Source organism: Xanthomonas sp. CFBP 8445 (genome assembly GCF_025666235.1).
GTDB classification, from domain to species: domain Bacteria; phylum Pseudomonadota; class Gammaproteobacteria; order Xanthomonadales; family Xanthomonadaceae; genus Xanthomonas_A; species Xanthomonas_A indica.
This window is the reverse complement of record NZ_CP102594.1, coordinates 792,396-819,251: the sequence shown is the minus strand read 5'-3', so window position 1 is coordinate 819,251 and position 26,856 is coordinate 792,396. Positions and strand designations below refer to the sequence as shown.

Annotated in this window: 22 protein-coding genes; 10 read left to right on the top strand and 12 right to left on the bottom strand. The window is 71.1% G+C overall.

Annotated features, from left to right (window positions below):
* Positions 1-488: 488 nt before the first annotated feature.
* Positions 489-2,825, bottom strand: a complete 2,337-nt coding sequence (locus NUG21_RS03575; protein WP_263393025.1) for a GH92 family glycosyl hydrolase — start codon at positions 2,823-2,825, stop codon at positions 489-491.
* A gap of 147 nt (positions 2,826-2,972) precedes the next feature.
* Between NUG21_RS03575 and NUG21_RS03570 the strand changes: the two genes are divergently transcribed.
* The 3 genes from NUG21_RS03570 to NUG21_RS03560 all read left to right on the top strand — a co-directional run bounded on the left by NUG21_RS03570 (position 2,973) and on the right by NUG21_RS03560 (position 6,695).
* Positions 2,973-4,022: a LacI family DNA-binding transcriptional regulator gene (locus NUG21_RS03570; protein WP_263392302.1), complete on the top strand. Its 1,050-nt coding sequence runs from the start codon at positions 2,973-2,975 to the stop codon at positions 4,020-4,022.
* Positions 4,019-5,323 carry a sugar MFS transporter gene (locus tag NUG21_RS03565; protein ID WP_242081904.1) on the top strand — a complete coding sequence of 435 codons (1,305 nt, stop codon included), beginning with the start codon at positions 4,019-4,021 and terminating at the stop codon, positions 5,321-5,323. The genes NUG21_RS03570 and NUG21_RS03565 overlap by 4 nt, the downstream gene beginning before the upstream one ends.
* A gap of 85 nt (positions 5,324-5,408) precedes the next feature.
* Positions 5,409-6,695, top strand: coding sequence for an AGE family epimerase/isomerase (locus NUG21_RS03560; RefSeq protein ID WP_263392301.1), 1,287 nt, complete (start codon positions 5,409-5,411; stop codon positions 6,693-6,695).
* Between the two features lie 256 nt (positions 6,696-6,951).
* Here the strand turns inward: NUG21_RS03560 and rpoD are convergent, their stop codons facing one another.
* Both rpoD and dtd read right to left on the bottom strand, forming a co-directional pair.
* Positions 6,952-8,814 (bottom strand): RNA polymerase sigma factor RpoD, encoded by a 1,863-nt coding sequence (rpoD, locus tag NUG21_RS03555; RefSeq protein ID WP_160945553.1) that lies wholly within the window; start codon positions 8,812-8,814, stop codon positions 6,952-6,954.
* A gap of 114 nt (positions 8,815-8,928) precedes the next feature.
* Complete coding sequence (gene dtd / locus NUG21_RS03550; protein ID WP_019797359.1) at positions 8,929-9,369, bottom strand: D-aminoacyl-tRNA deacylase; 441 nt, start codon at positions 9,367-9,369, stop codon at positions 8,929-8,931.
* A gap of 179 nt (positions 9,370-9,548) precedes the next feature.
* Between dtd and NUG21_RS03545 the strand changes: the two genes are divergently transcribed.
* Positions 9,549-10,463, top strand: a complete 915-nt coding sequence (locus tag NUG21_RS03545; protein ID WP_263392300.1) for a lauroyl acyltransferase — start codon at positions 9,549-9,551, stop codon at positions 10,461-10,463.
* A 25-nt stretch (positions 10,464-10,488) separates the two neighbouring features.
* Here the strand turns inward: NUG21_RS03545 and NUG21_RS03540 are convergent, their stop codons facing one another.
* The gene (locus NUG21_RS03540) at positions 10,489-11,010 is read right to left on the bottom strand and encodes a GNAT family N-acetyltransferase (protein WP_263392299.1); all 522 of its coding nucleotides are present in this window, start codon (positions 11,008-11,010) and stop codon (positions 10,489-10,491) included.
* Positions 11,011-11,294: 284 nt separating this feature from the next.
* Between NUG21_RS03540 and ribA the strand changes: the two genes are divergently transcribed.
* The 3 genes from ribA (at position 11,295) to NUG21_RS03525 (ending at position 14,636) form a co-directional block, all read left to right on the top strand.
* Entirely contained in the window at positions 11,295-12,419 is a 1,125-nt protein-coding gene (gene ribA / locus NUG21_RS03535) for a GTP cyclohydrolase II RibA (protein WP_263392298.1), read from the top strand.
* Between the two features lie 148 nt (positions 12,420-12,567).
* A complete protein-coding gene (locus tag NUG21_RS03530; protein ID WP_242081901.1) occupies positions 12,568-13,107 on the top strand; it encodes a PH domain-containing protein in 540 nt (179 codons plus the stop codon).
* On the top strand, positions 13,104-14,636 hold the full coding sequence (locus NUG21_RS03525) for a PH domain-containing protein (RefSeq protein WP_263392297.1): 1,533 nt from the start codon (positions 13,104-13,106) through the stop codon (positions 14,634-14,636). Before NUG21_RS03530 ends, NUG21_RS03525 begins: the two co-directional genes overlap by 4 nt.
* Before the next feature lie 22 nt (positions 14,637-14,658).
* On the opposite strand, the gene NUG21_RS03520 is transcribed toward NUG21_RS03525, so the two are convergent.
* The 8 genes from NUG21_RS03520 to def form a co-directional block, all read right to left on the bottom strand.
* Entirely contained in the window at positions 14,659-15,696 is a 1,038-nt protein-coding gene (locus NUG21_RS03520) for a CDP-glycerol glycerophosphotransferase family protein (RefSeq protein WP_019797753.1), read from the bottom strand.
* On the bottom strand, positions 15,696-16,529 hold the full coding sequence (locus tag NUG21_RS03515; RefSeq protein WP_160945561.1) for a glycosyltransferase family 2 protein: 834 nt from the start codon (positions 16,527-16,529) through the stop codon (positions 15,696-15,698). The genes NUG21_RS03520 and NUG21_RS03515 overlap by 1 nt, the downstream gene beginning before the upstream one ends.
* A gap of 82 nt (positions 16,530-16,611) precedes the next feature.
* Positions 16,612-17,886: an O-antigen ligase family protein gene (locus NUG21_RS03510; RefSeq protein WP_263392296.1), complete on the bottom strand. Its 1,275-nt coding sequence runs from the start codon at positions 17,884-17,886 to the stop codon at positions 16,612-16,614.
* 53 nt (positions 17,887-17,939) lie between these two features.
* Positions 17,940-18,974 carry a glycosyltransferase gene (locus tag NUG21_RS03505; RefSeq protein ID WP_160945563.1) on the bottom strand — a complete coding sequence of 345 codons (1,035 nt, stop codon included), beginning with the start codon at positions 18,972-18,974 and terminating at the stop codon, positions 17,940-17,942.
* A gap of 76 nt (positions 18,975-19,050) precedes the next feature.
* Positions 19,051-20,766 (bottom strand): ArnT family glycosyltransferase, encoded by a 1,716-nt coding sequence (locus NUG21_RS03500; RefSeq protein WP_263392295.1) that lies wholly within the window; start codon positions 20,764-20,766, stop codon positions 19,051-19,053.
* 25 nt (positions 20,767-20,791) lie between these two features.
* Positions 20,792-22,111, bottom strand: coding sequence for a 16S rRNA (cytosine(967)-C(5))-methyltransferase RsmB (gene rsmB, locus NUG21_RS03495; protein ID WP_263392294.1), 1,320 nt, complete (start codon positions 22,109-22,111; stop codon positions 20,792-20,794).
* A 147-nt stretch (positions 22,112-22,258) separates the two neighbouring features.
* Positions 22,259-23,182 carry a methionyl-tRNA formyltransferase gene (fmt, locus tag NUG21_RS03490; RefSeq protein WP_263392293.1) on the bottom strand — a complete coding sequence of 308 codons (924 nt, stop codon included), beginning with the start codon at positions 23,180-23,182 and terminating at the stop codon, positions 22,259-22,261.
* A 114-nt stretch (positions 23,183-23,296) separates the two neighbouring features.
* Positions 23,297-23,809: a peptide deformylase gene (gene def / locus NUG21_RS03485; RefSeq protein ID WP_160945567.1), complete on the bottom strand. Its 513-nt coding sequence runs from the start codon at positions 23,807-23,809 to the stop codon at positions 23,297-23,299.
* Positions 23,810-23,947: 138 nt separating this feature from the next.
* Here def and NUG21_RS03480 point away from each other — a divergent pair, with 138 nt between their 5' ends.
* The 3 genes from NUG21_RS03480 to NUG21_RS03470 all read left to right on the top strand — a co-directional run bounded on the left by NUG21_RS03480 (position 23,948) and on the right by NUG21_RS03470 (position 26,837).
* Entirely contained in the window at positions 23,948-25,084 is a 1,137-nt protein-coding gene (locus NUG21_RS03480) for a LysM peptidoglycan-binding domain-containing protein (protein ID WP_263392292.1), read from the top strand.
* 81 nt (positions 25,085-25,165) lie between these two features.
* Positions 25,166-26,320, top strand: coding sequence for a DNA-processing protein DprA (gene dprA, locus NUG21_RS03475; protein ID WP_263392291.1), 1,155 nt, complete (start codon positions 25,166-25,168; stop codon positions 26,318-26,320).
* A gap of 43 nt (positions 26,321-26,363) precedes the next feature.
* A complete protein-coding gene (locus NUG21_RS03470) occupies positions 26,364-26,837 on the top strand; it encodes a DUF494 family protein (RefSeq protein WP_010340686.1) in 474 nt (157 codons plus the stop codon).
* Positions 26,838-26,856: the final 19 nt, after the last annotated feature.

Sequence of the window (26,856 nt, the reverse complement as noted above, 5' to 3'; positions counted from 1 at the left end):
GTCGCATGGCAACGGCGCCGGAACGGAATGGGCCTGCACGCGGACGCGCTTCGAGAATGCGCGACGGTGCCGGCGCACCCGGTCTGCGCGATGCGATGCAGCCGCGCCACAAGACCACGAACGCCGCAAATGAAATGTGTGGATGACATTAAATGCGCGTGCATGTGACGCGACACGAGGTGACGGTGTGTGGTCAAACACGTTGCGCGGCGGCATGCGCAACGCAACCCACCGCAAACATTCACGCGATGCTGACGCTCGTACTTGAGTCGCGCACGAGGCCGCGCGCGGAAGCCTCGGCCGTCATCCAAGTGCAGACGCGCGCCCGCGCGGCTTCAACGCCTCTCTCAACCTGTGGACACAACATCCCAGGCCGATGCCGCTTACCCTCGTAGGAGCGGCTTCAGCCGCGACCAGCCTTACCGGGAAGCCCCGTCGCGGCTGAAGCCGCTCCTACGGGAGACGCGCTCGAATACGGGAACTGCCCTTCATTCGCTCATCGAATAGGCGCGCTCGGCGCCCGCCGCCGCCCAGGCGGTGTTGGGCGTGGCCTGCAGGGTGAAGCGCAGTTCGCCGCCGGCCATGAGTTCCTCGTGGCGCAGGAACGCGCGGTTCAGCGGGCGCCCGTTGAGGGTCACACTGCCGACGTAGGGATGCGCATCGTCCAGGCCGTCGGCGATCACCGTGAAGCGCTTGCCGTTGGGCAGCGCCAGGGTGGCGCGCGGCAGGAACGGGCGGCCGAGGATGTACTGGTTGCTGGCCGGCGCCACCGGGTAGAAGCCCAGCGCGGTGAACACGTACCAGGCCGACATCTGCCCCATGTCGTCGTTGCCGGCCAGGCCGTCCGGGCGCGCGGCGTACTGGCTGCGCATGATCTGCTGCAGCCGCGCCTGGGTGCGCCACGGCTGCCCGGCGTAGGCATACAGATAGGCGACGTGGTGGCTGGGCTCGTTGCCGTGCGCGTACCAGCCGATCAGGCCGGTGATGTCCTCCATGTGCGCGAACACCTTGGGATCGACCTTGGCGTCGAACACCTGGTCCAGCCGCGCCAGCAGCTTGTCGTCGCCGCCGTGCGCGCGGGCCAGGCCAGCCACGTCCTGCGGCACGTACCAGGAGTACTGCCAGGCGTTGCCTTCGGTGTAGTCGGTGCCGTAGCCGCTGGCATCCGGATCGAACGGGGTGCGGAAGCTGCCGTCGCGCTTGCGCGCGCGCATGAAGCCGGTGCCCGGGTCGAAGGCGTTGCGCCAGTTGCCGGCGCGCTTGGCGAAGGTGGCGGCGACCTCGGTGCGGCCCATGTCCTGCGCCATGCGCGCGATGGTCCAGTCGTCGAAGGCGTACTCCAGGGTCTTGGAGGCGGCCTCGCCTTCCTCGTCGATCGGCACGTAGCCCAGTTCGCGGTACTGGGCGATGCCGTCGTAGGGGCCGTAGTTGGCGCTGGCCACCATGGCCTTGAGCGCGGCGTCGGTGTCGTAGCCGCGGATGCCCTTCATGTACGCGTCGGCGATCACCGGCACCGCGTGGTAGCCGATCATGCACCAGGTCTCCAGGCCGTGGAACGCCCACACCGGCAGCACGCCGTAGGGACTTTCGCGCTGGTGCGCGAGCAGCGAGTTGACGATGTCGTTGGTGCGTTGCGGCGGCTGCACGATGGTCAGCAGCGGATGCAGCGCGCGGTAGGTGTCCCACAGCGAGAACGTCGAATAGTGGGTGTAGCCTTGCGCCTGTTGCACGGCGTTGTCCGGCCCGCGGTAGCGGCCGTCGCTGTCCATGAACAGGGTCGGGCCGAGCAGGCTGTGGTAGAGCGCGGTGTAGAACTGGGTGCGCTGGGTGGGCGGCGCGTCCACGTCCACCACGCCCAGCGCCTGCGCCCATTGCGCACGCGCGGCGCGGCGCACGCCATCGAAATCCCAGCCCGGCACTTCGGCGTCGAGATTGGCGATGGCGCTGTCCTCGCTGACCGGCGAGATCGCCACCTTGACCAGCAGCGGTCCGCGCAGGGCGTCGCCGAAGTCGAACGATCCCACCAGTTGCCGGCCCTCGATCTGCGCGCGCTGGGCGGGGTCGTTGTCGCCCGGCGGCGGGAAGCCCTTGTAGGGGATGTCCTGCTCGGTGTTGTGGAAGGCGTGGCCGCGCAGCGGCTGCGAGAAGCGCAGGGCGAAGTAAAGCTGCCGCCCCGGCGCCCAGCCGCGGGTCTCGCGGAAACCGGTGACGGTGCCGTCGGCGCGCAGGCGCAACCGCGACCAACTGATCTTGCCCGGGTAGTCGTACAGGCTGGTGCGCAGGTCCAGCAACACGTGCGCCGGCTGGCCGGCCGGGTAGGTGTAGCGGTGCACGCCGACGCGGGCGCTGGCGGTGAGTTCGGCGCGGACCCTGTAGTCGTCCAGGGTCACCGCGTAGTAGCCCGGCTCGGCGCGCTCGTCGTCGTGGCGGAAGCGCGCGCTGTAGCCGCTGCCGGGCTTGTCCGGGTCGCCGCGCTCCAGCCGCACCGCGCCGCTGATCGGCATCAGCAGCACGTCGCCCAGGTCGGAGTGGCCGGTGCCGGAGAAATGCGTGTGCGAGAAGCCGACCAGGCTGCGGTCGTCGTAGCGGTAGCCCGCCGCCCAGCCGTAGGCGTCCTTGCGCGGCTGGATGCGCGTGTCCGGGCTCAACTGGACCATGCCGAACGGCACCGTGGCGCCGGGATAGGTGTGGCCTTCGCCGCCGGTGCCGATGAAAGGGTCCACCGCCGCCACCGCACGCTCGCCGGCGGTGGTACCGGTTGCAGCGGCGGCGGGCGCGATCGGCCACAGCGCGGCCAGCAGCAGTGCGGCAGCGCCGCCCAGCATCCTCGAACTGCGCATGGCAGGCTCCCCGTATCGAATCGATCCAAACGGATAGCACAAAGCCCGGGGAATGCCTTGCTGCACTGCAAAATGCGCATCGAATCCCGACAGCGCAGGATGAGCGACCTTTTTGAACCGGTCTAATGCGCCGTGGCGCCGTCTCCCGCCGACAAACGCGTCACCGTGTCCGACATCGCTGCCGCCTGCGGCGTGTCGCGGGCGACCGTGTCGCTGGTGCTGCGCAACAGCCCGCTGGTGCACGCGGACACGCGTGCACGGGTGGCGGCGGAGATCGCCCGCCAGGGCTACGTCTACCACCGCGGCGCGGCCAGCCTGCGCGGCCGCGCGTCCAATGCGGTGGCGCTGGTGGTCAACGACCTGGCCAATCCGTTCTTCGCCGAGTTCGCCGGCGGCGTCGACGCGGCGCTGGCCGAGGCCGGCTACGTGATGCTGATGGGCAGCACCGGCGAATCGCCGGAGCGCCAGCAGACCGTGCTGGCCTCGTTGATCGAGCACCACCCGGCGGCGATGATCCTCTCGCCCACCGAGAACACCGACGCGGCACGGCTGCGCCAGTTGCTGGGGCCGCGCCTGCCGGTGCTGCTGTTCAATCGTGCGCTGGACGGCGACTGGCCGCTGCTGGCGCTGGACAACCGCCGCGGCGCGCGCCTGGCCACCGAACACCTGCTGGCGCAGGGCCACCGCGCCATCGCCTTCTTCGGCGGCCACCGCCAGTCCAGTTCCTGCGCCGAGCGCCGCGCCGGCTACTGCGAGGCGCTGGCCGCCGCCGGCGTCGCGCTCGACCCGGCGTGGCTGATCGAGTGCGCGCCGACCCGGCTGGAAGCGGCGCGCCAAGCCGGCGCGTTGTGCGCGCGCGACCCGCTGCCGACCGCCTTGGTCTGCTACAACGACGTGGTCGCGCTGGGCCTGGCCAGCGGCCTGGCCGAACGCGGCCGCATGGCCGGCCGCGACTACGCGCTGATCGGCTTCGACGACATCCCCGAAGCCGCCGTCGCCACCCCGCCGCTGTGCACCGTCGCCGTCGCCCCGCGCGAGCGCGGCATGCAGGCCGCGCGCCTGGTGCTGGACGCGCTGCGTCACCGCCAGGCCCTGCCTGCGCTTACCATCGCCCCCGCCCGGCTGTGCCTGCGTGCCAGCAGCCGGGTCGCCCTCTCGCCCGTTCCCGGAGTCGCTGCATGAGCCGTCGCCCGCTGTCCAACACCGCCGCCATCGCGGTGGTCAGCATGATCTTCTTCACCTGGGGCGGCCTGACCAGCCTCAACGACGTGTTGATCCCGCATCTGAAAGCCGTGTTCCAGATGAACTACGCGCAGTCGATGCTGATCCAGTTCACCTTCTTCGGCGCCTACTTCCTGATGTCGGTGCCGGCCGGCGCAGTGGTGTCGCGGACCGGCTACAAGGCCAGCATCGTCATCGGCCTGGTGGTGGCGGCGATCGGCGCAGCGATGTTCTACCCCGCCGCGCGCCTGCCCTCCTACCCGCTGTTCCTGACCGCGCTGTTCGTGCTGGCCAGCGGCATCACCCTGCTGCAGGTGGCCGCCAACCCATACATCAGCCTGATCGGCGCGCCGGAGAAGGCGCCGAGCCGGCTCAACTTCGCGCAGGCGCTGAACTCGCTGGGCACCACCGTGTTCCCGTGGCTGATCGGCCCGCTGATCCTGGCCGGCGCGGTGCTCGGCGCCGACCAGCTGGCGGCGATGAACCCCGAGCAGCTGTCCGCCTACCGCATCGAGCAGGCGCGCTCGGTGGAAATCCCCTACCTGATGCTGGCCGGCGGCCTGCTGTTGCTGGCGGTGTTCGTGCTGGTGATGCGGGTGCCGTCGCTGCGCGAGGACACCGACGCCAGCACCGAATCGCATCACAGCTTCGCCGACGCGCTGCGCCACCCGCACCTGCTGTGGGGCGTGGTGGCGATCTTCATGTACGTGGGCGCGGAAGTGTCGATCGGCAGCTTCCTGATCAACTACATCTCCGGCCCCACCACCGGCGGCCTGACCGAAGCCGATGCCAGCGGCTACCTGCCGTTCTACTGGGGCGGCGCGATGGTCGGCCGCTTCGCCGGCGCGGCGCTGCTGCAGTTCGTCCCGGCGCGCAAGCTGCTGGCGACCTTCGCCGGCATCGCCTCGCTGCTGCTGATCGCCACCATGCTCAGCACCGGCCATGTGGCGATGTGGAGTGTGATCGCGATCGGCCTGTTCAACTCGATCATGTTCCCGACCATCTTCACCGTGGCCATCGAGCGCCTGGGCGTGCTCACCAGCAAGGCCTCCAGCCTGCTGATCATGGGCATCGTCGGCGGCGCCATCGTGCCGCTGGCGCAGGGCGCGCTGGCCGACGCCATCGGCATCCAGCACGCCTTCGTGATCCCGCTGCTGTGCTACGCCTACATCGTCTGGTACGGCCTGCGCGGCTCGCGCCTGTCGCCGGACCTGGCGGCGGCCGCGCCCGCCACCGCGCCGACTGCGCGCGTGATGCACTGATCCTCTCCCGGCACGGCGGCGGCGCTCACGCCGCCGTCGTGCGCCGCTGCCTTCCCCTCTCTCAACCAGCTTGCCAGCCAACCGCATGAACCTGCCCGCCACGCCCCTGCCCGACTTCGCCGACGCCGCCGCCCTGCGCGCGCACATCGCCGACACCATGGCCTTCTACCACCCGCGCGCGATCGACCCGGCGGGCGGTTTCTTCCACTACTTCCGCGACGACGGCAGCGTGTACGACGCCGGCCATCGCCACCTGGTCAGCAGCACCCGCTTCGTCTTCAATTACGCGATGGCGGCGATCGAATTCGCCGACTCGGCGCTGGCCGCCGAGTACCTGGACGCCGCGCGCCACGGCCTGCGCTACCTGCGCGAGGTGCACCGCGATACCGCCAGCGGCGGCTACGTGTGGACCCTGCGCGACGGCGTGGCCGAGGACCGCACCCAGCACGCCTACGGCGCCGCCTTCGTGCTGCTGGCCTACGCCACCGCGAAGAAGGCCGGCCTGGACACCGACGCGTGGATGGACGAGACCTGGCAGTTGCTGGAAACCCGCTACTGGGATGCCGCCGCCGGCCTGTACCGCGACGAGGCCACGCCGGAGTGGACGTTCTCCAGCTACCGCGGCCAGAACGCCAACATGCACCTGTGCGAAGCGTTGATCGCCGCCTACGAGGCCAGCGCCGAGCCGCGCTACCTGCAGCGCGCGCTGCTGCTGGCCGACCACATCACCCGCCGCCAGGCCGCGTTGGCCGGTGGCCTGGTGTGGGAGCACTACGACGCGAACTGGCAGGTGGACTGGGACTACAACCGCGACAACCCCAAGCACCTGTTCCGGCCATGGGGCTTCCAGCCCGGCCACCAGGTCGAGTGGTCCAAGCTGCTGGTGCTGCTGCACGGGCACCTGCAGGCCGCCACCGGCACTGCGGCGGACTGGCTGCTGCCGACCGCGCGGCACCTGTTCGACACCGCCCTGGCGCACGGCTGGGACGCGCAGCATGGCGGCATCGTCTACGGCTTCGCCTCCGGCACCGAAGAGGCGCCGGTGGTCGGCGTGCCCGACGTGGCCGCGGCGCCGACCTACTTCTGCGACGACGACAAGTACTTCTGGGTGCAGGCCGAAGCGATCGCCGCCGCGGCGCGGCTGCTGGCCGCCACTGGCGACGCCACGTATCGCGCCGCCTACGACAAGTTGTGGGCGTACTCCTGGGAGCACCTGGTCGACCACCGCTACGGCGCCTGGTTCCGCATCCTCAGCCGCGACAACCGTAGCTACAGCGACGAGAAGAGCCCGGCCGGCAAGACCGACTACCACACCATGGGTGCCTGCCATGATGTGCTGGCGGTGATGCGCGGCAGCAAGGCGTTCGCGTAACGCCGACGTGGCAAGCAGAGCGCCGGCGATCCGGCGCCCTTATATGTCGGTCGTAGGAGCGGCTTCAGCCGCGACCGGGCGTTCCCGGAAGGCCAGGTCGCGGCTGAAGCCGCTCCTACGACGGCCGGGCGACGGCGGCGGCGGCGGCGCGTCACATGGCAACATCCACACGCTAGGTAGCGGCTGACTCCTTCCTCCGCCCACAAAAAAGCCCCGCACCTGGCGGGGCTTTTTCGTTGCAGCGAACCGCGCTCGATCAGTCGATATCGAGGAAGCTGCGCAGCTGTTCCGAGCGGCTCGGGTGACGCAGCTTGCGCAGCGCCTTGGCCTCTATCTGGCGGATGCGCTCGCGGGTCACGTCGAACTGCTTGCCGACTTCCTCGAGGGTGTGGTCGGTGTTCATGTCGATGCCGAAGCGCATGCGCAGCACCTTGGCTTCCCGCGGGGTCAGGCCGGCCAACACGTCGCGCACGGTCTCGGACAGGTTGATGTTGGTGGTGTTCTCGATCGGGGACTCCACGTTGGTGTCCTCGATGAAGTCGCCCAGATGCGAATCCTCGTCGTCGCCGATCGGGGTTTCCATCGAGATCGGCTCCTTGGCGATCTTCATCACCTTGCGGATCTTGTCCTCCGGCATGTCCATTTCCTTGGCCAGCTCCTCCGGCGTGGCCTCGCGGCCGTACTGCTGGAGCATCTGCCGGGAAATGCGGTTCAACTTGTTGATCGTCTCGATCATGTGGACCGGGATGCGGATGGTGCGCGCCTGGTCGGCGATCGAGCGGGTGATCGCCTGGCGGATCCACCAGGTGGCATAGGTCGAGAACTTGTAGCCACGGCGGTACTCGAACTTGTCCACCGCCTTCATCAGGCCGATGTTGCCTTCCTGGATCAGGTCGAGGAACTGCAGGCCGCGGTTGGTGTACTTCTTGGCGATCGAGATCACCAGGCGCAGGTTGGCCTCGACCATTTCCTTCTTGGCCTTGCGCGCCTTGGCTTCGCCATAGGCCATGGCGCGGCTGATTTCCTTCAGCTCGGCCAGGCTCAGGTAGGTGGCCTGCTCCACCGCGACGGTGGCTTCCTGCTCGGCGATGATCTGGTCCTTGACGTCGCGCAGCGCCGACGACCACTTCTGCTTGCGCTTGAGCGCGTCGTCGACCCAGGCCACGTTGGTCTGGTTGCCTTCCCAGGAGCGGATGAAGTCCTTGCGCGGCATGCGCGCCACGTGGGTGGCCAGATGCAGCACGCGGCGCTCGTGGTCCTTGACCTGGGCCATGGTGTCGCGCAGCTTGCGCACCAGCACGTCGGTCAGCGGCAGCGGCAGCTTCAGGGTGACGAACACCTCGGCGATGTCGTTGCGCAGCTTGGTGACCAGCTTGTGCTCGGCGCCGTTCTTGGCGTGGGCCTTCTTGAACTTGGCGTACTCGGTGGCCAGCACTTCCATGCGCCGCGCGACCTCGGCCGGGTCCGGACCGGTCGGGCCGGCGTCCTCTTCGGCGGTGTCGACGTCGTCGTCGTCATCCTCGTCGGCATCGGCATCGGCGGCGCTGTCGTCGTCAGACACCGCGACCGGCGGCGCCGGCTCTTCCTCGATCAGGTCGTTGAAGCCGACCACGATCTCGGCCAGGCGCTTCTTGCCTTCCTTGTGCTGTTCGTAGTCCTCGAGCAGGGTCTCCACCGCCAGCGGGAACGCGCCCAGCGCGGCCTGCACCTGGCCGAGGCCTTCCTCGATGCGCTTGGCGATGGCGATCTCGCCTTCACGGGTCAGCAGTTCTACTGTGCCCATCTCGCGCATGTACATGCGCACCGGATCGGTGGTGCGGCCACCCTCGGTGTCGAGCGCGGTCAGCGCCGCCGCGGCTTCTTCGGCCGCGGTATCGTCGACTTCGCGGTTGCCGGTGTTGCCGTCGTTGAGCAACAGGGTTTCGGCATCGGGCGCAACTTCATGGACATCGATGCCCATGCCGTTGATCATGCCGATGATGTCTTCGATCTGTTCGGGGTCGACCAGATCGTCGGGAAGATGGTCGTTGACTTCCGCGTAGGTCAGATAGCCCTGTTCCAGGCCCTTGCTGATCAGTTGCTTGATGTCGGATTGCTGGGCAGGACGTTCGTTGGCCATGAGTGCTCGCGCCACCGGCAGGTAGGTGAATGAGTGAACCTAGCATTATAACAGCCCGGACCGCCGCTTGCCGGACGAGGAGCCTGAACGGCTCCGCCAGGAACGCGCCGGCGTCTACGGCCGGAGCAGGAAAGTGACCGGGCCGTCGTTGACCAGGCTGACGATCATATGGGCACCGAAACGGCCGCTTTCCACCCCTGGCGGGTGCTGCGCGCGGCACAGCTCCAGCAATCGGTTGAAGCCGCGTTCAGCCTCGGCCGGCGGTGCCGCGGTGGTGAAACTGGGCCGCATGCCCGAGCCGGTGTCGGCAGCCAGGGTGAACTGGCTGACCAGCAGCAGGCCGCCGCCGGTGTCGCGCAACGAGCGGTTCATGCGGCCGCTGTCGTCCGAAAACACCCGGTAGCCGAGCAGGCGCTCGGCCATGCGCCGCAGCTTGGCCTCGTCGTCGCCCGGCTCGACCGCCACCAGCGCCAGCAGGCCGGGCCCGATCTGGCCCACGACCTCGCCGTCGACGCTGACCGAGGCCTGGGTGACGCGTTGGATCAGCGAGAGCATGGCAGTGGGCCGGGATTGGGGATTGGGGATTCGGCACTGGTCGCGCCGCGACGAACGGTTGCGATCGAGCGGCATCATCGCCGAATGGGCGGGATTGAGAAAGCGACGACGCGTGCAGCCGGCGCGATCCGCGACACCGTTCGGAGGGGCCCGGCACGCCGAGCGGATAAACTGGGCCGATGAAACCCGCCACGCTCGCTTCCCTGCTGTACCGCTGCGCCGCTGCCATGGCGCGCCTGCCGTGGCCGTGGCTGCGCCGCCTGGCCGACGGCCTGGCCGGGCTGTGGCTGCGCCTGGACGCACGCGAGAGCCGGGTGGTCCGGCGCAATCTGGAGCTTGCCTATCCGGAGCTGCTGCCCAGCGAGCGCGTCGCCCTGCAGCGCGACGTGCTGCGCTCCACCGCGCGGCAGGCGTTCGAGACGCTGGCGCTGTGGACCCGGCCGCCGGAACAGAACCTGGCGCGGCTGCGCCTGCGCCACGGCCAGGAGCTGTACGACGCGGCGCTGGCCGCCGGCCGCGGGGTGATCGTGGCCGCGCCGCATTTCGGCAACTGGGAACTGCTCAACCAGTGGCTGGCCTCGCGCGGCGACATCGCCATCGTCTACAAGGCGCCGGAGTCGGCGGTCGGCGATGCCTTCCTGCAGTTGGTGCGCAGCGGCGAGCGGGTGCGCCAGGTGCGCGCCGAGGGCCCGGCGGTGCGGCAGTTGTTCAAGACGCTCAAGGACGGCGGCGCGGTCGGCATCCTGCCCGACCAGCAGCCCAAGGCCGGCGACGGCGTGTTCGCGCCGTTCTTCGGCGTACCGGCACTGACCATGACCCTGGTCAACCGCCTGGCCGAGCGCACCGGCGCCACCGTGCTGTTCGCCTGGTGCGAGCGTGTCGGCAACGACCTGGAGTTCGCCTTGCACGTGCAGCCGGCGCCGCCGGACATCGCCGATGCCGACCCGCTGCGCGCGGCCACCGCGCTCAACGAAGGCGTGGAGCGGGTGGCGCGGCGCGACCCGGCGCAGTACCAGTGGACCTACAAGCGCTACACCCTGCGCCCGGACCCGGCCGAGCCCAATCCCTACGCCACCGAGCGTCATCCGCACTAGGCACTCGCCCCGTGCTGGGCCGGCGCTAATCGTCGTGCGGCTGCGCCGGACCGGCGAGGATGCGCTGGTAGAACGCCAGGTCCAGCCAGCGCCCGAACTTGAAGCCGGCCTCGCGCACGGTGCCCGCATGCACGAAGCCCAGTTGCTCGTGCAGGGCGATGCTGCCGGCATTGCTGGCGTCGATGCCGCCGACCAGCACGTGCACGCCGCGCGCCTGCGCGGTGTCGATCAGCGCCTGCAGCAGGCGCCGGCCGGCGCCGCGGCCGCGATGGTCGCGGTGCACGTAGACCGAGTGCTCGACGCTGTACTTGAACGCCGGCCAGGCGCGGAACGTGCCGTAGCTGGCGAAGCCGATCAGGGTGCCGTCCGCGTCCTCCAGGCCCAGCACCGGGAAGTGGCCGGCGCGCTTGGTCGCGAACCAGGCCGCCATGCTCTCCGGCGGGCGCGGCCGGTAGTCGTACAGGGCGGTGGAATGGACGATGGCGTCGTTGAAGATCTCCAGGATCGCCATCGCGTGGCGCGGTTCGGTGCAATCGACGAGCTGCATGCGGGGGCCGGAGGGGACGCGATGCCGCACAGTAGCAAGCAACCGGCGGCGCGTGCACACCCGTCCAGCGCCGGCGGTAGTGCCGCGAGCGGCGCATCCGGTTGCATCGGCGGCGCAGTACGACCGGGCACAGTGCGTTCCATCGCCTGCAGGCTGGCGGGACAGGCAAAGCGCGCGACAATGGCGCCCGGGCGCCATGCGCATGCCGGCGCCGCGCCGGAGCCGCCGCGACCGGATGCGGCAGCCTTGAAGCGGCGCCGCCGATCCCCCATCTGGAGTCGTGCATGACCAGCCCCACCGCCCCTTCCGCGCACGCCTTCGGCGATCCTGCCGCGATCCGCAGCGAACGCGCGGCATCGGAGTTGCGCGCCGGGCGCCCGGTGCTGCTCGAGGACCGTGCCGGCCACGTCCGCGCGGTCATGGCGCTGGACAGCAGCACCGAGCCCTCCTATCGCAGCTTCGCCCAGGCCACCGGGCAGCGGCACTACCTGTTCGTGACCCCTGCGCGCGCGCAGGTGCTGGGCCTGGACGCGCCGCAGGGCGCGCGCATCGCCCTGGCCGGGCAGTCCTACGACGCGCTGGCGGCGCTGGCCTACCTGCGCGACGGTCCGGTGCCGGCGCACTGGCTGCCCGGCGACGCACTCGATGCGGGCGCCGCCGAGATCGCGCGCCTGGGCCTGCTGCTGCCGGCGATGGTCGCCGCGGAACTGGGCGCCGACAGCAGCGCCTTCCAGGGCTGCCAGGCGCTGCAACTGGACGATCTGGAGCATGGCTGCGCCCTCGCCGCCTCCGACAGCTACACCCTGGTCACCCGCACCCAGGTGCCGCTGCGCGATCTGGGGCCCGGCGAGTTCGTGGTGTTCCGCGGCGGCGTGGCGCAGCGCGACCAGGTCGCGATCGTGATCGGCCAGCCCGACCTCGGCGCGCCGGTGCCGGTGCGCGTGCATTCCTCCTGCCTGACCGGCGACCTGTTCGGCTCGCTCAAGTGCGACTGCGGCGACCAGCTGCGGCACGGCCTGGCCAAGCTCAAGGCGCTGGGCGGCGGCGTGCTGCTGTACCTGGACCAGGAAGGCCGCGGCACCGGCATCGCCACCAAGATGCGTGCCTACGGCTACCAGCACGACGGCCTGGATACCATCGACGCCGACGCGCAACTGGGCTTCGGCGCCGACGAACGCCGCTACGGCAGCGCGGTGGCGATGCTGCGCGGGCTCGGCATCCGCCGCGTGCGCCTGCTCACCAACAACCCGAACAAGGCCGAGCGCCTGCGTGCGGCCGGCATCGAGGTGACCGAGCGCATCCCGGTCACCGGCACCATCACCGCCGAGAACGAAGGCTACCTGCGCACCAAGGCGGCCCGCGCCGGGCACGCGCTGGACGTTGACGCCTTGCTGCGCGCGGCACGCTGACCCTGCCGCGCGAGACGACCCGCCGCAGGGATCACACCGGGACGGCGAGGCAGGCAGCGCACGCCCGCCGTCGCCGCGTTAGGATCGCAGGCCACGCCGCGCCCCGCGCCGGTTCGCCCGAGACCCCGACGTGATCGCACCGCCGCCCATGGACGACTCCCCCGCCGCGCCCGCGCCCAGCGCTGCCGCGGCAACGCAGGTGCCCGCCGACTGGCCGCCGGCGGACTGGCAACCATTGCCGTTGCGCGGCGCCTGGCTGGCGGCGCTCGGCGGCGGCTGCATGCTCGGGCTCAGCCTGGTGGTCGGCGCCGCCATCATCGGCCTCAGCCTGCACAGCCTGCACGCGCTGGCCCTGGGTGCCGTGGCGGCGGCGGTGGGCGGCCTGTGCGGCGCCTGGATCGGCTTCGTCCGCCACCGGCGCATCCGCTGGCGACTGACCGCCCAGGGCCTGGACGTGTTCCGCGGGCGCTTGTGGCAGAGCGAAACGCACGTCCCGATCTCGCGCGTGCAGCACCTGGACCTGCGCCGCGGCCCGCTGGAACGCGCCCTGCGCCTGGCCACCCTGGTGGTGCACACCGCCGGCACCCGCCATACCGCGGTCGCCGTGCCCGGCCTGGATCAGGCCGATGCCGAGCGCTTACGCGAGCGCCTGGCGCACCAGCTCGACCACGACGACGACGCGCTGTGAGCGACCTGGCCGACGCCGAGCACAACACGCCGGTGCGGCGCCTGCACCCGTGGTCATGGCTGTTCGTGCTGCTGCAGCACCTCAGGCATTTCCTGCTGCCGTTGCTGGCGCTGCTGGTGTTCGGCAGCCGCGACGGCCACCGCGATCACGCCGATCACCTGGTGATGCTGGCGGTGTGCAGCGGGCTGGTGGCGGTGTCGCTGCTGCGCTATCTAACCTACCAATACCGCATCGGCCGCGACAGCCTGAGCATCCGCAGCGGCTGGCTGGAACGCAGCCTGCGCGAGATCCCGTTCGCGCGCATCCACAACGTGGTGGTGCACCAGTCGCTGCTGCACCGGCTGTTCGGCGTGGCCGAGGTGCGCCTGGAGTCGGCCGGCGGCACCAAGCCCGAGGCGCAGATGCGCGTGCTGCGGCTGGACCAGGCGCTGGCGCTGGAACAGCAGATCCGCCACCGCGCGCCCGCCGCCGACAGTGCCGCCGTCGCCGATGCCAGCGCCGTCCCCGCTGCCGCGCCGGACAGCGAACTGCTGCTGGCCCTGCCTACCGCCGAGGTGCTGCGCCAGGGGCTGATCTCCAACCGCGGCATGGTGGTGCTGCTCACTGCGTTCGGCGCCACCTACCACCTGTTTCCCGAGCGCATGATCTCCAACGCGATCGAGCACTACGGGCGGCAACTGTTCGGCTACGCCACGCACCTGCAGTTGGGCTGGATGGCCGGCACGGTCACCTTCGCGCTGATGCTGGCGACGCTGTTGCTGCTGATGCGCGCGTTGTCGATGGGGCTGGCGCTGGTGCAGTACCACGGCTTCCGGCTGAGCGAGAGCGAGCGTCGGCTGACCGTGGAGCGCGGCCTGCTGACGCGGCTGCGCAGCAGCGTGGCGCGGCGCCGGATCCAGGCCTGGACCCTGCACGAAAGCGTGCTGCAACGGCTGCTGCGGCGGCGCAGCCTGCACATCGACACCGCGGTGATCCAGTCGCACCACGGGCACGACCACGCGCTGACCGAACTGGCGCCGCTGGCCACCCCGGCCGCCTGCGACGCGCTGCTGCAGCGGCTGCTGCCGCAGATCGCCTGGCCGCCGGCGCGCTGGCATGGCATTGCCACGCGCTGCTGGTGGCGGCTGTCGCTGCCGGCGCTGCTGCTGGTGCCGCTGCTGTGCGCCGGGCTGTGGCCCACGCTCGGCGCCTGGGCCGCGCTGGGCCTGTTGTGGCTGCCGTGGTCGGCGTTCAAGTCCTGGCGGCAGGCGCAGCGCATGGGCTACGCGCTGGATGCGCGCTACGTGGCGGTCCGCGGTGGCTGGTGGCGGCGCTGGTGGCGGCTGGCCGAACTGGACAAGCTGCAGGCGCTGCACCTGAGCCGTTCGCCGCTGGACCGCTGGTGCGGCACCGCGACGCTGTCGCTGGACACCGCCGGCGCCCGCCACGGCGAACCGCCGCTGCGCATGCGGCTGCTGCCGGACGCGCAGGCACGGGCGCTGTACCGACAACTGGGCGACGCGCTGGCGCAGCGGCGGCTGCGCTGGTGAGCACGCGCCGCGATGCGGCGCGTCAGCGGCGCGCGCCGCGGCCCCAGTAGCCGATGCGGCGGCGGATCTTCAGCTTGCGCCACAGGTTCAGCGGCTTGCGCCGCGGATTGTGCGCACCCTCGGCGACGAAATCGTCGATCGCACGCAATACGCGCTCGCTGGACTGGCCGTCGCGGTAGGGATGCAGGCCATCGGCGAATTCGCGGATCGCCGCCATCAGCTCCGGCGGCCGCTGCAGCGCGCGGCGGATCGCCGGCTCGAACTGCGCCGGATCGTCGATGTCGATCAGCTGCGGCCCCGGACGCCGGTTCTTGAACGTCACCACCGACTTGTAGGTGAGCAGGAATTCGTTGAGCGCGGACGAGGTGTCCGAGCACATCATGTCCACCTGCGGGAACAGCTCCAGGATGTTGTCGTTGTCGGCGAAGTGCAGGTACTCGCTCTCCAGCGCGCGGTAGCGCGCGACCATCGCCGGGTCCATCTTCGGATGGAAGGTGACGATCCAGCGCCATTCGCCGCTGCGCGAGAGCCGCGCCACCTCGTCGTAGAGGATGCCGGCCGCGCTCCACGACGGCGAGAACGTGGAGTGGTACAGGATCACCGGCGGCTGCCGCACCGGCGCCAGCTCCGCGCCGATCTCGCGCATGAACGGGTCGATCTTGGGGAAGCCGGTCTCCTTGACCGCGAAGTGGCCGAGCTTGCGCGCCAGTGCGCCGAACGCCGCGGTGTCGCGCGGACCGGTGGTGCAGTACAGGTCGAAGAAACCGCGCACGTAGATGTGCCGCGGCTTGCCGGCGTCGAAGCCGTGGAAGGTCTCGACCTTCACCCCGGGGAAGAAATGCGGCACCGCGTTGCTGGAGGTGATCACCGCGTACGGATTCCACGCCAGCACCTCTTCCACCGTCGCCAGGTGGCGCTCGTCGGCGGTCAGGTCCTCGGCGCCGGGGCCGTCGAAGAACCATGCCGCCTCGTCGCCGCGCGCGCGGATCGCCGCCTGCAGCGGGCGCAGGATCGCCAGCGCGTAGCGCTCGGATCCGTACAGCAGATAGTGCTTGCTCATCAGTGCTCCAGATCGTGCCGTTGCAGTTGCGCCCGCGCCTGCTCCACCGAGGCCGGGTTGACCTGCATCTCGTAGTAGCGCATGCGCTTGTACAGCGCATAGCTGGCCGCGGTCTGCGCCACCACGAAGCCGCGCCAACCGTCGAGGAACGCCAGCCGCAGCAGATAGTCCTTGAGGAAGGCGCCGGCGAACACGAACGGGCTCTGCCACATTCTCACCGGCTTGCGCTTGTCGCGCCAGCCGAGCGCCTTGAGTTCGGCGTAGCGCAGCACCTTGAGCTGCTTGTGCACCAGAGTCGGGTTGTGCAGGTGGTTGAACGGCGGCGCGAACGCGGCGCTGGCGCCGTCGAAGCGCAGCGACTCGTGCACCCGCGCATCGCTCCAGCGCGCGCGGCCGCGGTGGTACAGCCGCGCCAGGCGCTCGCCGACCATGGGTTTGTACCAGCGCATCGGCGCGCCCATGTACCAGGTGCTGCGGCGCAGCCACACCGCGTCCACGCGATCCTCGGCGATCAGCTGCGGCAGCCGCGCCAGGCACTCGGCGCGCAGCGCGTCGGACAGGAATTCGTCCGCGTCCAGCACCAGGATCCAGTCGTGCGCGGCCTGGGTGGAGGCGAAGTTGCGCTGCGGGCCGAAGCCCAGCCAGGCCTGCTCGACCACGCGCGCGCCGTGCGCGCGGGCGATCGCCACGGTGTCGTCGGTGCTGCCGCAGTCCACCACCAGCTTGTCGGCGGCGAACGGCACGCTGTCCAGGCAGCGCGCGATGTTGGCGGCCTCGTTGTAGGTCATCACCACCAGGCTCAGCGGCAGGGTGGCGGCGGCAGCGTCGGCCATGGCGCGCGGTATCCGGAAGTCAGGCGCGGTGCCGGCGGCCGGCGCCAGGCGCCGCGCCGCCCGGCGATGCGGGACCGGCAGTCTACCGGCTTCGCGCGGCGCCTTCAGCGCCCGGTGCCGGCTCCGCCTCGCGCGCGGCCAGGCCGATCAGCACGCCCACCAACGAGACATAGAAACCGGTGCTGACCTGGTGCGCGAACATCGACTGGGTCATGCCGCACAGGATGTAGGCGGCCACCACCATGATCCCGGCCGCCGCCGCGCCATGGAAATGCGGTTGCGGCCGGCGCCGGTACAGGCGCAGCAGCAGCCACAGCGGCACGCCGTACACCAGCAGGATCAACACGGTGCCGGGCAGGCCCTGGGTCGCGCTCCACTCGGCCAGGTCGTTGTGCGCGTGGCCCAGGTGGCATCGCTCGACGAAGCCCTTTCTGCAATCCGGCAGGCGCAGCATGGCGTTGTCGAAGCGGCCCACCCCGACCCCGACCACAGGGTGTTCGACGAAGGTCGCCGCCGCCACCTGCAGGCGCTCGATGCGCGCACCGGCCGACGAATCGCTGTCGCCGCGCTCGTAGCGCTGCACGTCGTGATGCAGCTCGGCCAGGCGGGTCTGCTTGGTCAATGCCGGCACGCTCAGCACCAGCACCGCCGCCAGCGCGGTGCACGCGCCCAGGATCATCAGCCGCGTCGCGCTGTCGCGCCAGCGCAGGCACAGGGCGCTGACCACCAGCAGCAGCAGCACGCCCAGCCACACGCCGCGGCTGCCGCTGAGCAGGATGACGATGCCGCCGGCCACCACCGCGGCCACGGCCCACGGCCACTGGCCGCGCGGCCGGCAGAACACCGCCAGCACCATCAGCATCAGCACCACGTCGGCCAGGACGATGGCATTGGTCCAGCCTTCGGCGCGCGGCTGGCCCTGCAGCACCTGCACGCTGGCCAGCACCAGCGCGGCGAGGATGCCGAGCAGCGCGCCCCACCACAGCAGGCGCTGCGGCGGCCGCAGCGCATAGGTCCACAGTGCCGCCCACGGCAGCACCAGGAAGCGGGTCCGGTTGTCGATGTCCTTCAGCGGCTGGCCGAAGTACAGCACCGAACACAGCGACAACCCGATCACCAGCAGCGCCAGGATCCACAGCCAGCGCAGCGACGGTTGCATCGGCGCCACCGCCTGGCGCAACTGCGGCAGTGCCAGCAGGCTGGTCACCAGCAGCAGCAGGCCGAACGGCAGCAGACCGCTGGGCATGCTGATCACCAGCGCCGGCAGGCACAGCAGCGCGAGCGCCGCGCCGCGCTCGGCCAGGGCCTGGCGGGAGGACGCGGAAACGGCATGGCGTGGCGCGATGGGCTGGGACATCAAGGAGGGAAGGCCGTGGGGGTGGGTGGTCGGCGATGATCCGGGGCGCTTCCCTAACCCGGCCTGACCTGTTCGCGATCGGCGCCGCGGCTGGCCGGAACGGCGGGCGGCGGCGCGTCCCCGAGCAGGTCGGCCACGGCCGCACGCAGACGCTCGCCGAACTCGCGCCGGCGCGCCTCGAAGAACCCGCGCGCGGCCGTGCCCAGCGCGTCGCATTGCATCGGCGACAGCGCCAGCGCCTGCGCCATCGCCCGCTCCAGGCCGGCGGCCTCGATCCGGTAGCGCACGCCGAAGTTGTCCGGACCCTCGCCGACCGGGTCGATCAGCACGCCGCGCTCGGCGCTGACCAGCTCGTTCATCGGCGCGCCGTTGGTGGTGATCACCACCGCACCGACGCTCAGCGCCTCCATGATGTAGTGGCCGAAACCCTCCACCTCGGACGGGCACAGGTGGAAGCGGTGCGCGTTCTGCAGCCGCCGCAGTTCCTGCTGGTCCAGGTAGCCGGTCAGGTAGTCGATGTTCTCGGCCTCGATCGGGTGGGACTTCTTCGCGCTCTGCACCACGGTCAGCCGTGGCCACTCGGGGTGCCGCGCCCAGGTCTGCAGCAGCAGTGCCGTACCCTTGGCCGAACTGCGCCCGGCCACGTGCAGGCAGGCGCGTTCGCGCGGCACCTCGGGACGGTAGCAATCGTCGCTGCAAAAGCCGATGAAGGCGGTGGGCGCCATCGTGGAAAACCGCTGTTCGGCCTGGCGGGTCTTGCACAGCACCTGCGCGAAGCGCGGCAGGCAGCGCAGCCACTTGTGCCGGAACCACTCGGGATTGGGGATCAGCGCATTGCGCAGGCCGCCGCCGAGGCAACGCGGATACACCCGCTCCAGGAAGATCTGCAGGTCGGCGCGCCCGAACAGCAGGCTGCGCAGGAACAGGCGCAGTTCGCGCAGGCGGTTGGCGATGCGCACGGTGCCGAAGCCCAGCACCTCGACACGATAGCGGCCGGTCTCGCGCAGCAGGTCGGCGACCACCTGCAGGTCGCGGCTGAGGCCGCCGCCGTTGTCGCGGCTGATGACCCGGATCAGGCGCGGCGGCACGCGCGCCTCCCGGCCCGCGCGGCACGCGGGTCGCCAGCGGCACCCGCGGTACGCTGCCGCAACGCGCGGCTGCGGCTCATTCGAAGCGGTCCTTGTCCTGCTCGCGCAGGCGGTCGCGGTCGTCCTGGGTGACCACGCAGTGGCCGTGCACGGCGCTGGCCGGGACCAGCCACCAGTCGCGCCGGTTGGACACGCCGGCCAGGATGCTGGCGCTGCGGTCGACGCAGCCCAGCATCGCTGCCTCCTGCACCAACAGCCAGCGCCGCTGCGGCGCCTGCGCCTGCCAGGCGATGCCGCGGCGCAGTTGCTCGTCCCAGGGCACCACGAAGCCGAAGGTCGTCGCCGGGCGGTCGGCCATCAACAGGTTCTGTTCCTTCCAGGCGACCAGACCGAGTTCGGCATCCGGGCCGATGCGGCGCCCGACCGACTCCATCACCCCGCGCGCGGAGCTGGACAGGTTGATCAGCGGGTACACCAGCAAGCCGGCCATCGCCCAGACCATGGTCAGGGTCGAGACCGTCGCCAGTTCCGGGCGGCGCCGTGCGAAGGCGGCCAGGCTGGCCACGCCCCACAGGCCGATCGCCAGCAGGATCCAGGCCAGCACCTGCACCGTGGCCAGGTCGATGCCGCGGTCTTCCATCATCTTCGCGCGGAAGCCGTGTCCCAGCAGGATCGCCGCGCCGACGCCGCCCAACGCCAGCGTCAGCAGCGCGGTGAACGCCAGCAGCAGGCGCTTGACCCCGGGCTTGCGCAACAGCCCGGGGATCAGCGGCCCCATCGCCAGGCACAGCATCGGCAGCGCCGGCAGGATGTAGACATCGCGCTTGCCGGTCGGGATCGAGAAGAACAGCACCACCAGCGCCCACCAGGCCAGCGGCAGCAGGTAGCGCGCGTCGCGCCGGCGCAGGCGCCGCGCCCAGGCGGGGATCGCCCACGGCAGCGCCAGCAGCACCGGCAGCCACATGCTCGGCATCACCCCGAAGAAGTACAGCGGCCCGTGCGCGTGGTCCCAGGACTTGGCGTAGCGCCCGGCGGTCTGCCGGAACAGGATGTCGTTGAGGTAGGCGCGGTACTCGGGCGCATTGCTCGACAGCGCGGTGGTCACCATCGGCACCAGCCAGATCGACACCGCCGCCAGGAACGCCAGCGGCCCCAGCCAGAAGCGCGGATCGCGCAGGCCGACCCGGACCCCGCGCCAGTGCGCCAGCGACGCCGCCGCGGCCGGCAGCAGCATCAGCAGCGCCAGCACGCCCACGCCCTTGGTGATGGTGCCCAGGCCCGCGGCGAACCAGCCCAGCGCCCACAAACGCCAGTCCGGCCCGCGCAACAGGTGGCGCAGCAGCGCGTAGTTGGCCAGGGTGATGAAGAACACCACCAGCGGATCGATCTGTGCCTTCTTCGCCTGGTAGGTGAAGTGGAAGGCGAACAGCAGCGCGTAGGCCGCGTACATGCCGACGCGGCGCGTCCACAGGCGCCGGCCGAGATCGTAGACGCAGGCCAGCGTGCCCAGCCCGGCCAGCAGCGACGGCAGCAGGAACGCCACCCGCCAGTTGCCGAACAGCGTGTAGAAGCTGGCCTGCAGCCACATCAGCATCGGCGGCTTGTCCGAGTACAGCTCGGTGCCGCGGTGCGGGAACAGCCAGTTGCCGCTCTCCACCATCTGCTTGGCGACCAGCGCGAAGCGCGGCTCGTCGGCCGGATGCGGATCGCGCAGGCCCAGGCCGGCGCCGAGCACCAGCACCGCCAGGACGGCCAACAACCAGAACTCTCGGGACGCGCGGGTCTTCAGCATGGGACGCGATGATACCGGGGCCGGTTCACGCCGTCTTGCGGAACCGTGCGTAGTAGAAGCCGTCGCAATCCTGTTCGCCGGGGAAGCGCTGGCGCCCGCCACCGGAGGCATGCCCGCAGGCCGCGCCCGGATCCTCCAGCGCCGCGCCTTGCTGCCGCGCCAGCAAGGCCTGCACCTGCCGCGCGTTCTCGTCCTGCAACACTGAGCAGGTGGCGTAGACCAGCACCCCGCCCGGCCGCAGCACCTGCCAGGCGGCGTCGAGCAGGCGCGCCTGCAGCGCCTGCAGCGCGATCACGTCCTCGCGCCGGCGATGCAGCAGCACGTCCGGCTGGCGGCGCACGATGCCGGTGGCCGAACACGGCGCGTCGAGCAGCACCGCGTCGAACGGCTCGCCGTCCCACCAGTCCTGCGGCTGCGCCGCGTCGGCGACCTGCAATTGCGCCTGCGCACCGGCGCCGGTGCGCACAAAGGTCTCGCCGACCCGCGCCAGCCGCCGCGCATCCACGTCCAGTGCGGTCAGGCGCAGACTGGGATCGCGTTCAAGCAGGTGCGCGGACTTGCCGCCCGGTGCCGCGCAGGCGTCGAGCACGCGCGCGCCCGGCGCCGGCGCCAGCACGTCGGCGACCTGCTGCGCCGCGCCGTCCTGCACCGACACGCGCCCGTCGGCGAAGCCCGGCAAGCCACCCACCGCCATCGGCGTTTCCAGGCGGATCGCATCGGCCAGCAGCGGCGACGCCTGCGCGGCGATGCCGGCCGCGGCCAGTTCCTGCAGGTAGGCGTCGCGGGTGCCGCGTTGGCGGTTGACCCGCAGCCACAGCGGCGCCGGCTGCTGGCTGGCGGCGAAGATCGCCTCGGCCTGCTGCGGCCAGTCGGCGCGCAGCGCATCGCGCAGCCACAGCGGCCAGCCCGCGTCGGCAGCCACCGCCGGCAGCCCGTCGCGCAGCGCGCGCCGCAGCAATGCGTTGACCAACCCGGCCTGGCGCGGCCGATCCAGCGCGCGCGTCGCTTCGACGGTTGCCGACAGCGCCGCGTGCGGCGCCAGGCCCAGCGCATCGAGCTGGGCGAAGCCGGCCAGCAGCAGGCCGCGCAGTTCGGCGTCGCGCTGCGGCAACTGCTTCTGCAACCACATCCGCAGCGCCGCCTCGTAGGCCGGGCGGCGGCGCAGCACGGCGAAGCAGATCGCCTCCACCAGCGCGCGGTCGCGCGGATCCGGCAATGTCGGCAGCGCGGTGGCCAGTTCGGCCTTGAGCGAGCGGCCGCGGTCGATCACCGCCGTCAGCACGCGGGCGGCGAGCACCCGCGGGGCCACGCCCGGCGGCCACGCGGCGGCAGGCGTCGCGGTCATCGGCACGCGCTCCAGGACGTGTCATCTGTTCGCGCGCATGCCGCGCTGCGGTGGCGCGTGCGGATGGCGCGCCCATGCCTCAGCGAGGACGCGCGCACGGCGGCGCCTGCCAGGCCCAACGCGGCGTACGCAGGCATGCCCGGCGCCTTACGCCAGGACCGGCAGGTCGCGCCGTGCATTGAGGTAGTCGGCGGCGGTGATCGCCTTGCCGCCCTCGCGCTGCAGCACGCGCAGGCGCAGCGCGCCCTGGCCGCAGGCGATGTCGATGCCCTGCTTGGACGCGGTCAGCACCGTGCCTGGCGGCTGCCCGTGGGCCAGGTCCAGCGCGATCGCACCGCGCACCCGCACCCGCTCGCCGGCCAGCATCGCCTCGGCGACCGGCCACGGATCGAAGGCACGCACCTGCCGCGCCAGCTGCGCCGCCGGCTGCTGCCAGTCCAGCCGCGCCTGCGCCTTGTCCAGCTTTTGCGCATAGGTGACGCCGGCCTCTGGCTGCGGCTGCGCCACCGGACGCAGACCGGCACGCAGCAGGCCCAGACCGTCGGCCAGCACCTGCGCGCCGAGCGCGGCCAGGCGATCGTGCAGCTGCCCGCCGGTCTCGTCGGCGCCGATCGGCGTGCGCTGCGACAGCAGCACCGGGCCGGTGTCCAGCCCCGCTTCCATCTGCATCAGGCACACCCCGGTCTCGCTGTCGCCGGCCTCGATCGCGCGCTGGATCGGCGCGGCGCCGCGCCAGCGCGGCAGCAGCGAGGCGTGCACGTTCCAGCAGCCATGGGTCGGGATCGCCAGCACCGCCTTGGGCAGGATCAGCCCGTAGGCCACCACCACGATCAGGTCCGGCTGCAGCGCGCGCAGCGCCTGCAGCGTCTCAGGCGAGCGCAACGTCTGCGGCTGCAGCACCGGGATGCCGCGCGCCACCGCCTCCAGCTTGACCGGCGACGGGGTCAGCCCGCGGCCACGCCCGGCCGGGCGGTCCGGCTGGGTGTAGACCGCGACCACTTCATGGCGCTGCGCAGCCGCGCGCAACGACGGCACGGCGAAGTCCGGCGTACCGGCGAAGACGATTTTCATTGGGCGGGATTCGGGATTGGGGATTGGGGATTCCCAAAGGCGGGAGTTCGGCGACCGGATGGGAATCCGATACGCGCTTGCGAATCCCCGATCCCGGCTGCCGAATCCCGGCCGTCAGGCCACGTGCTTGCGCGCCTTGGCCAGCTTCTTGCGCACCATTTCGCGCTTGAGCGGGGACAGGTAGTCGACGAACAGCTTGCCGTCGAGGTGGTCCATCTCGTGCTGCACGCACACCGCCAGCAGGCCGTCGGTGCTCAGTTCCTGCGGCTGGCCCTGGCGGTCCAGGTAGCGCACGGTGATGGCGTCGGCGCGGGTCACGTCGGCGTAGATGCCGGGGACCGAGAGACAGCCCTCCTGGTACACCTGTTCGCCGTCGCGCTGCACGATCTGCGGGTTGATGAACACCTGCGGGGCGTTCTTCTCCTCGCTGACGTCGATGACCATGAAGCGCTTGTGCACGTCCACCTGGCTGGCGGCCAGGCCGATGCCGGGCGCGTCGTACATGGTCTCGAACATGTCGTCGAGCAGGCGCTGGAAGGGCGCGGAGGTGACTTCGGCGGCATCGACCGGCACCGCCTTGGTGCGCAGGCGCGGGTCGGGGAATTCGAGAATGGGGAGCAGGGCCATAGCGGTACCCAAGATGGGGGCGCCGGACGATTCGGCAAGACCTGCGGATTCTACCCGTTTCTGCGCCCGGCGCTTGCGCCCGCACCAGGGTTCTGCACTATAGTGCGCCAACCTGTTGGGGAATCAGGCTCCGCGCTCATGTTCAATCGACTCCGCACGGTCGTCGCCGTGGCGATGCTCACCGTGGCGACCTATGCTGCTTCCGCCAGCATGGCCGCCGAACACCCCGACACCTACGTGGTGCGCAAGGGCGACACCCTGTGGGACATCGCCGGGCGTTTCCTCGGCAAGCCCTGGCTGTGGCCGGAGATCTGGCAGGCCAATCCGCAGGTGCACAACCCGCACCTGATCTATCCCGGCGACGTGCTCAGCCTGGCCTACCTGGACCGGGTGGCGCATGCCGAGGTCAAGCCGGGCCCGCGCCAGGACGCGCCGATCGACGCGATCCCGCTGGCGCAGGTGGAGCCGTTCCTGAAGAACCTGCGCGTGGTCGACCGCATCGACAACCTGCCCTACGTGGTCGGCACCGAAGACAACCGGCTGCGCGCCACCGACGGGCAACTGGTCTACGCGGTCGGCCTCGGCCAGGCCCAGGCCGGGCAGCGCTACGCCGTGGTCCGCCCGACCGTGCGCTACCTGCTGCCCAAGCTCAGCGACAACCTCAACGCCGAAGGCCGCAGCATTCCCGGCAGCGGCAACCTGTGGCAGACCTTCGTGCCGCCGGACAAGCGCCGCGAGACCCTCGGCTACGAACTGGCCCAGGTCAACATCGGCACCGTTGCGCGGGTGTCCGCCGATGGCCGCCAGGCCACCGCCCTGCTGCTGCAGGACAACGCCCGCGAAGTGCGCGCCGGCGACCGCCTGATCCCGGTCGAGGCGCAGCCCTACGACCTGCAGTTCGTGCCGCATCCGCCGTCCGAGCAGGCACTGGCCGCCGGCCTGCGGGTGCTGGCGGTGGCCGACGCGTTCAGCGCGGCCGGCCCGCGCGACGTGATCGCCATTTCCGGCGGCCGCCGCGAAGGCATCGACAACGGCACCGTGGTGTCGCTGTGGCGGCATGGCACCCGGGTCAACGACCGCGTGCGCCACCCCAACACCTCGCGCGCCGACGACGGCTTCACCGGCGGCAGCGGCACCACCGTGGCGCTGCCGGACGAGTACGCCGCGCACGCGATGGTGTTCCGCACCTTCGACAAGGTCAGCTACGCACTGGTGATGGACGGCATCAAGCCGACCCGCATCGGCTACGACGTCAAGCACCCCGACGCACGCTGACCCGCCGCCGGGGCATCCCCCTACAGCGATTGCAGACGGCGCCCGAGGGCGCCGTCTGCGTTTGCGGCCTAGCCTGGGCGCATGTCCCCGCCTGTCACCGCTCCCATCGACGCCCCCGCCGACCCAGCCCTGCTGGTCCTGTCGCTGGCCGGCGGCGCCAGCGCCCCGCGCCGGCAACTGCTGGAGCAGCAGGGCAGCCCGGCCGCGGCGCTGGCCGCCGGTCCCGCCGGCTGGCATGCGGCCGGCCTGGACGCGGCGCAGATCGCCGCGCTGCAGCGGCCCGACCGCGCCGCGCTGGATACCGCCGAACGCTGGCTGGCGCAGCCAGGCCGGCACCTGCTCGGCTGCCACGATGCCGACTACCCCGCCCTGCTGCGACGCACACCCAACCCGCCCCTGGCGCTGTATGTGGACGGCGACCCGACGGCGCTGTGGCACCCGGCCGTGGCGGTGGTCGGCAGTCGCGCGCCCAGCGCCGGCGGCCGCGACAACGCCTACGGCTTCGCCCTGGCCCTGGCCGCCGCCGGCTTCGCGGTCACCAGCGGCATGGCCAGCGGCGTCGATGCCGCCGCGCACCGGGCCGCACTGTCGCGCGCGGACGGGCTGACCGTGGCGGTGGTCGGCACCGGCGCGGACCTGGCCTATCCGCGCCAGCACGCCGCCCTGCGCAGCCAGATCGCCGCACGCGGCGCGGTGGTCAGCGAGCATCCGCCCGGCACGCCGGCGCGGGCGGGCCACTTCCCGGCGCGCAACCGGATCATCGCCGGGCTGAGCCTGGCGACCCTGGTGATCGAAGCCGCCACCCGCTCCGGCGCGCTGATCACCGCGCGGCTGGCCGCCGAGGCCGGGCGCGAGGTGTTCGCCCTGCCCGGCTCGATCCACAACCCGCTGGCGCGCGGCTGCCATCGGCTGATCCGCGACGGCGCCGGGCTGGTGGAGAGCGCCGAGGAGGTGTTGGCCGGCGTCGCGCCGCTGGCCGCCGAACTCGCCGACGCCTTGCGCGGACGCCTGAACGCCCCCACACAGGGAACCAGCACCGCGCGCGGCGCCACGCCGGTCTTCCTCCATCCCGACTACCAGCGCTTGTGGCAGGCGCTGGGCCACGACCCCATCTGTATGGATTCACTCATCGCACGCAGCGGATTGACGGCCGCAGCGGCGTCCTCCATGCTGCTGGCCATGGAACTGGATGGCTACGTGGCGGTCGAACGCGGTCGTTACACCCGCAAACCCTAGTTTCTTCACCTCCACAGCGTCTCGCGACGCAGGCCGAGGGGCAATGAAAGAGAGCATTCTGGATGTCCTGCTGTACCTGTTCGAACACTATTTCAGCGAAGACGCGGACCCGGTCCGCGATCGCGACTCCCTCCAGAATGGCCTGATCCAGGCCGGCTTCAGCCCCACCGAGATCAGCAAGGCGTTCGACTGGCTCGACGCCCTGGCCGACCAGCGCCCGGCCGTGGCGCAGCCGCGCATCGATGGCCCGATCCGCATCTACCACGGTCCGGAACTGGACAAGCTCGACGTGGAATGCCGCGGCTTCCTGCTGTTCCTGGAACAGCACGGCATTCTCGACAGCGACCAGCGCGAGCTGGTGCTGGACCGGGCCATGGCCCTGGACCAGGACGAGCTGGACCTGGACGACCTGAAGTGGGTGGTGCTGATGGTGCTGTTCAACCAGCCCGGTGCCGAGGCGGCGTACGCGTGGATGGAAACGCAGATGTTCGTCGACGAGCCGGAGCCGGTCCACTGAGCCGCTGACGGTCGCGCAC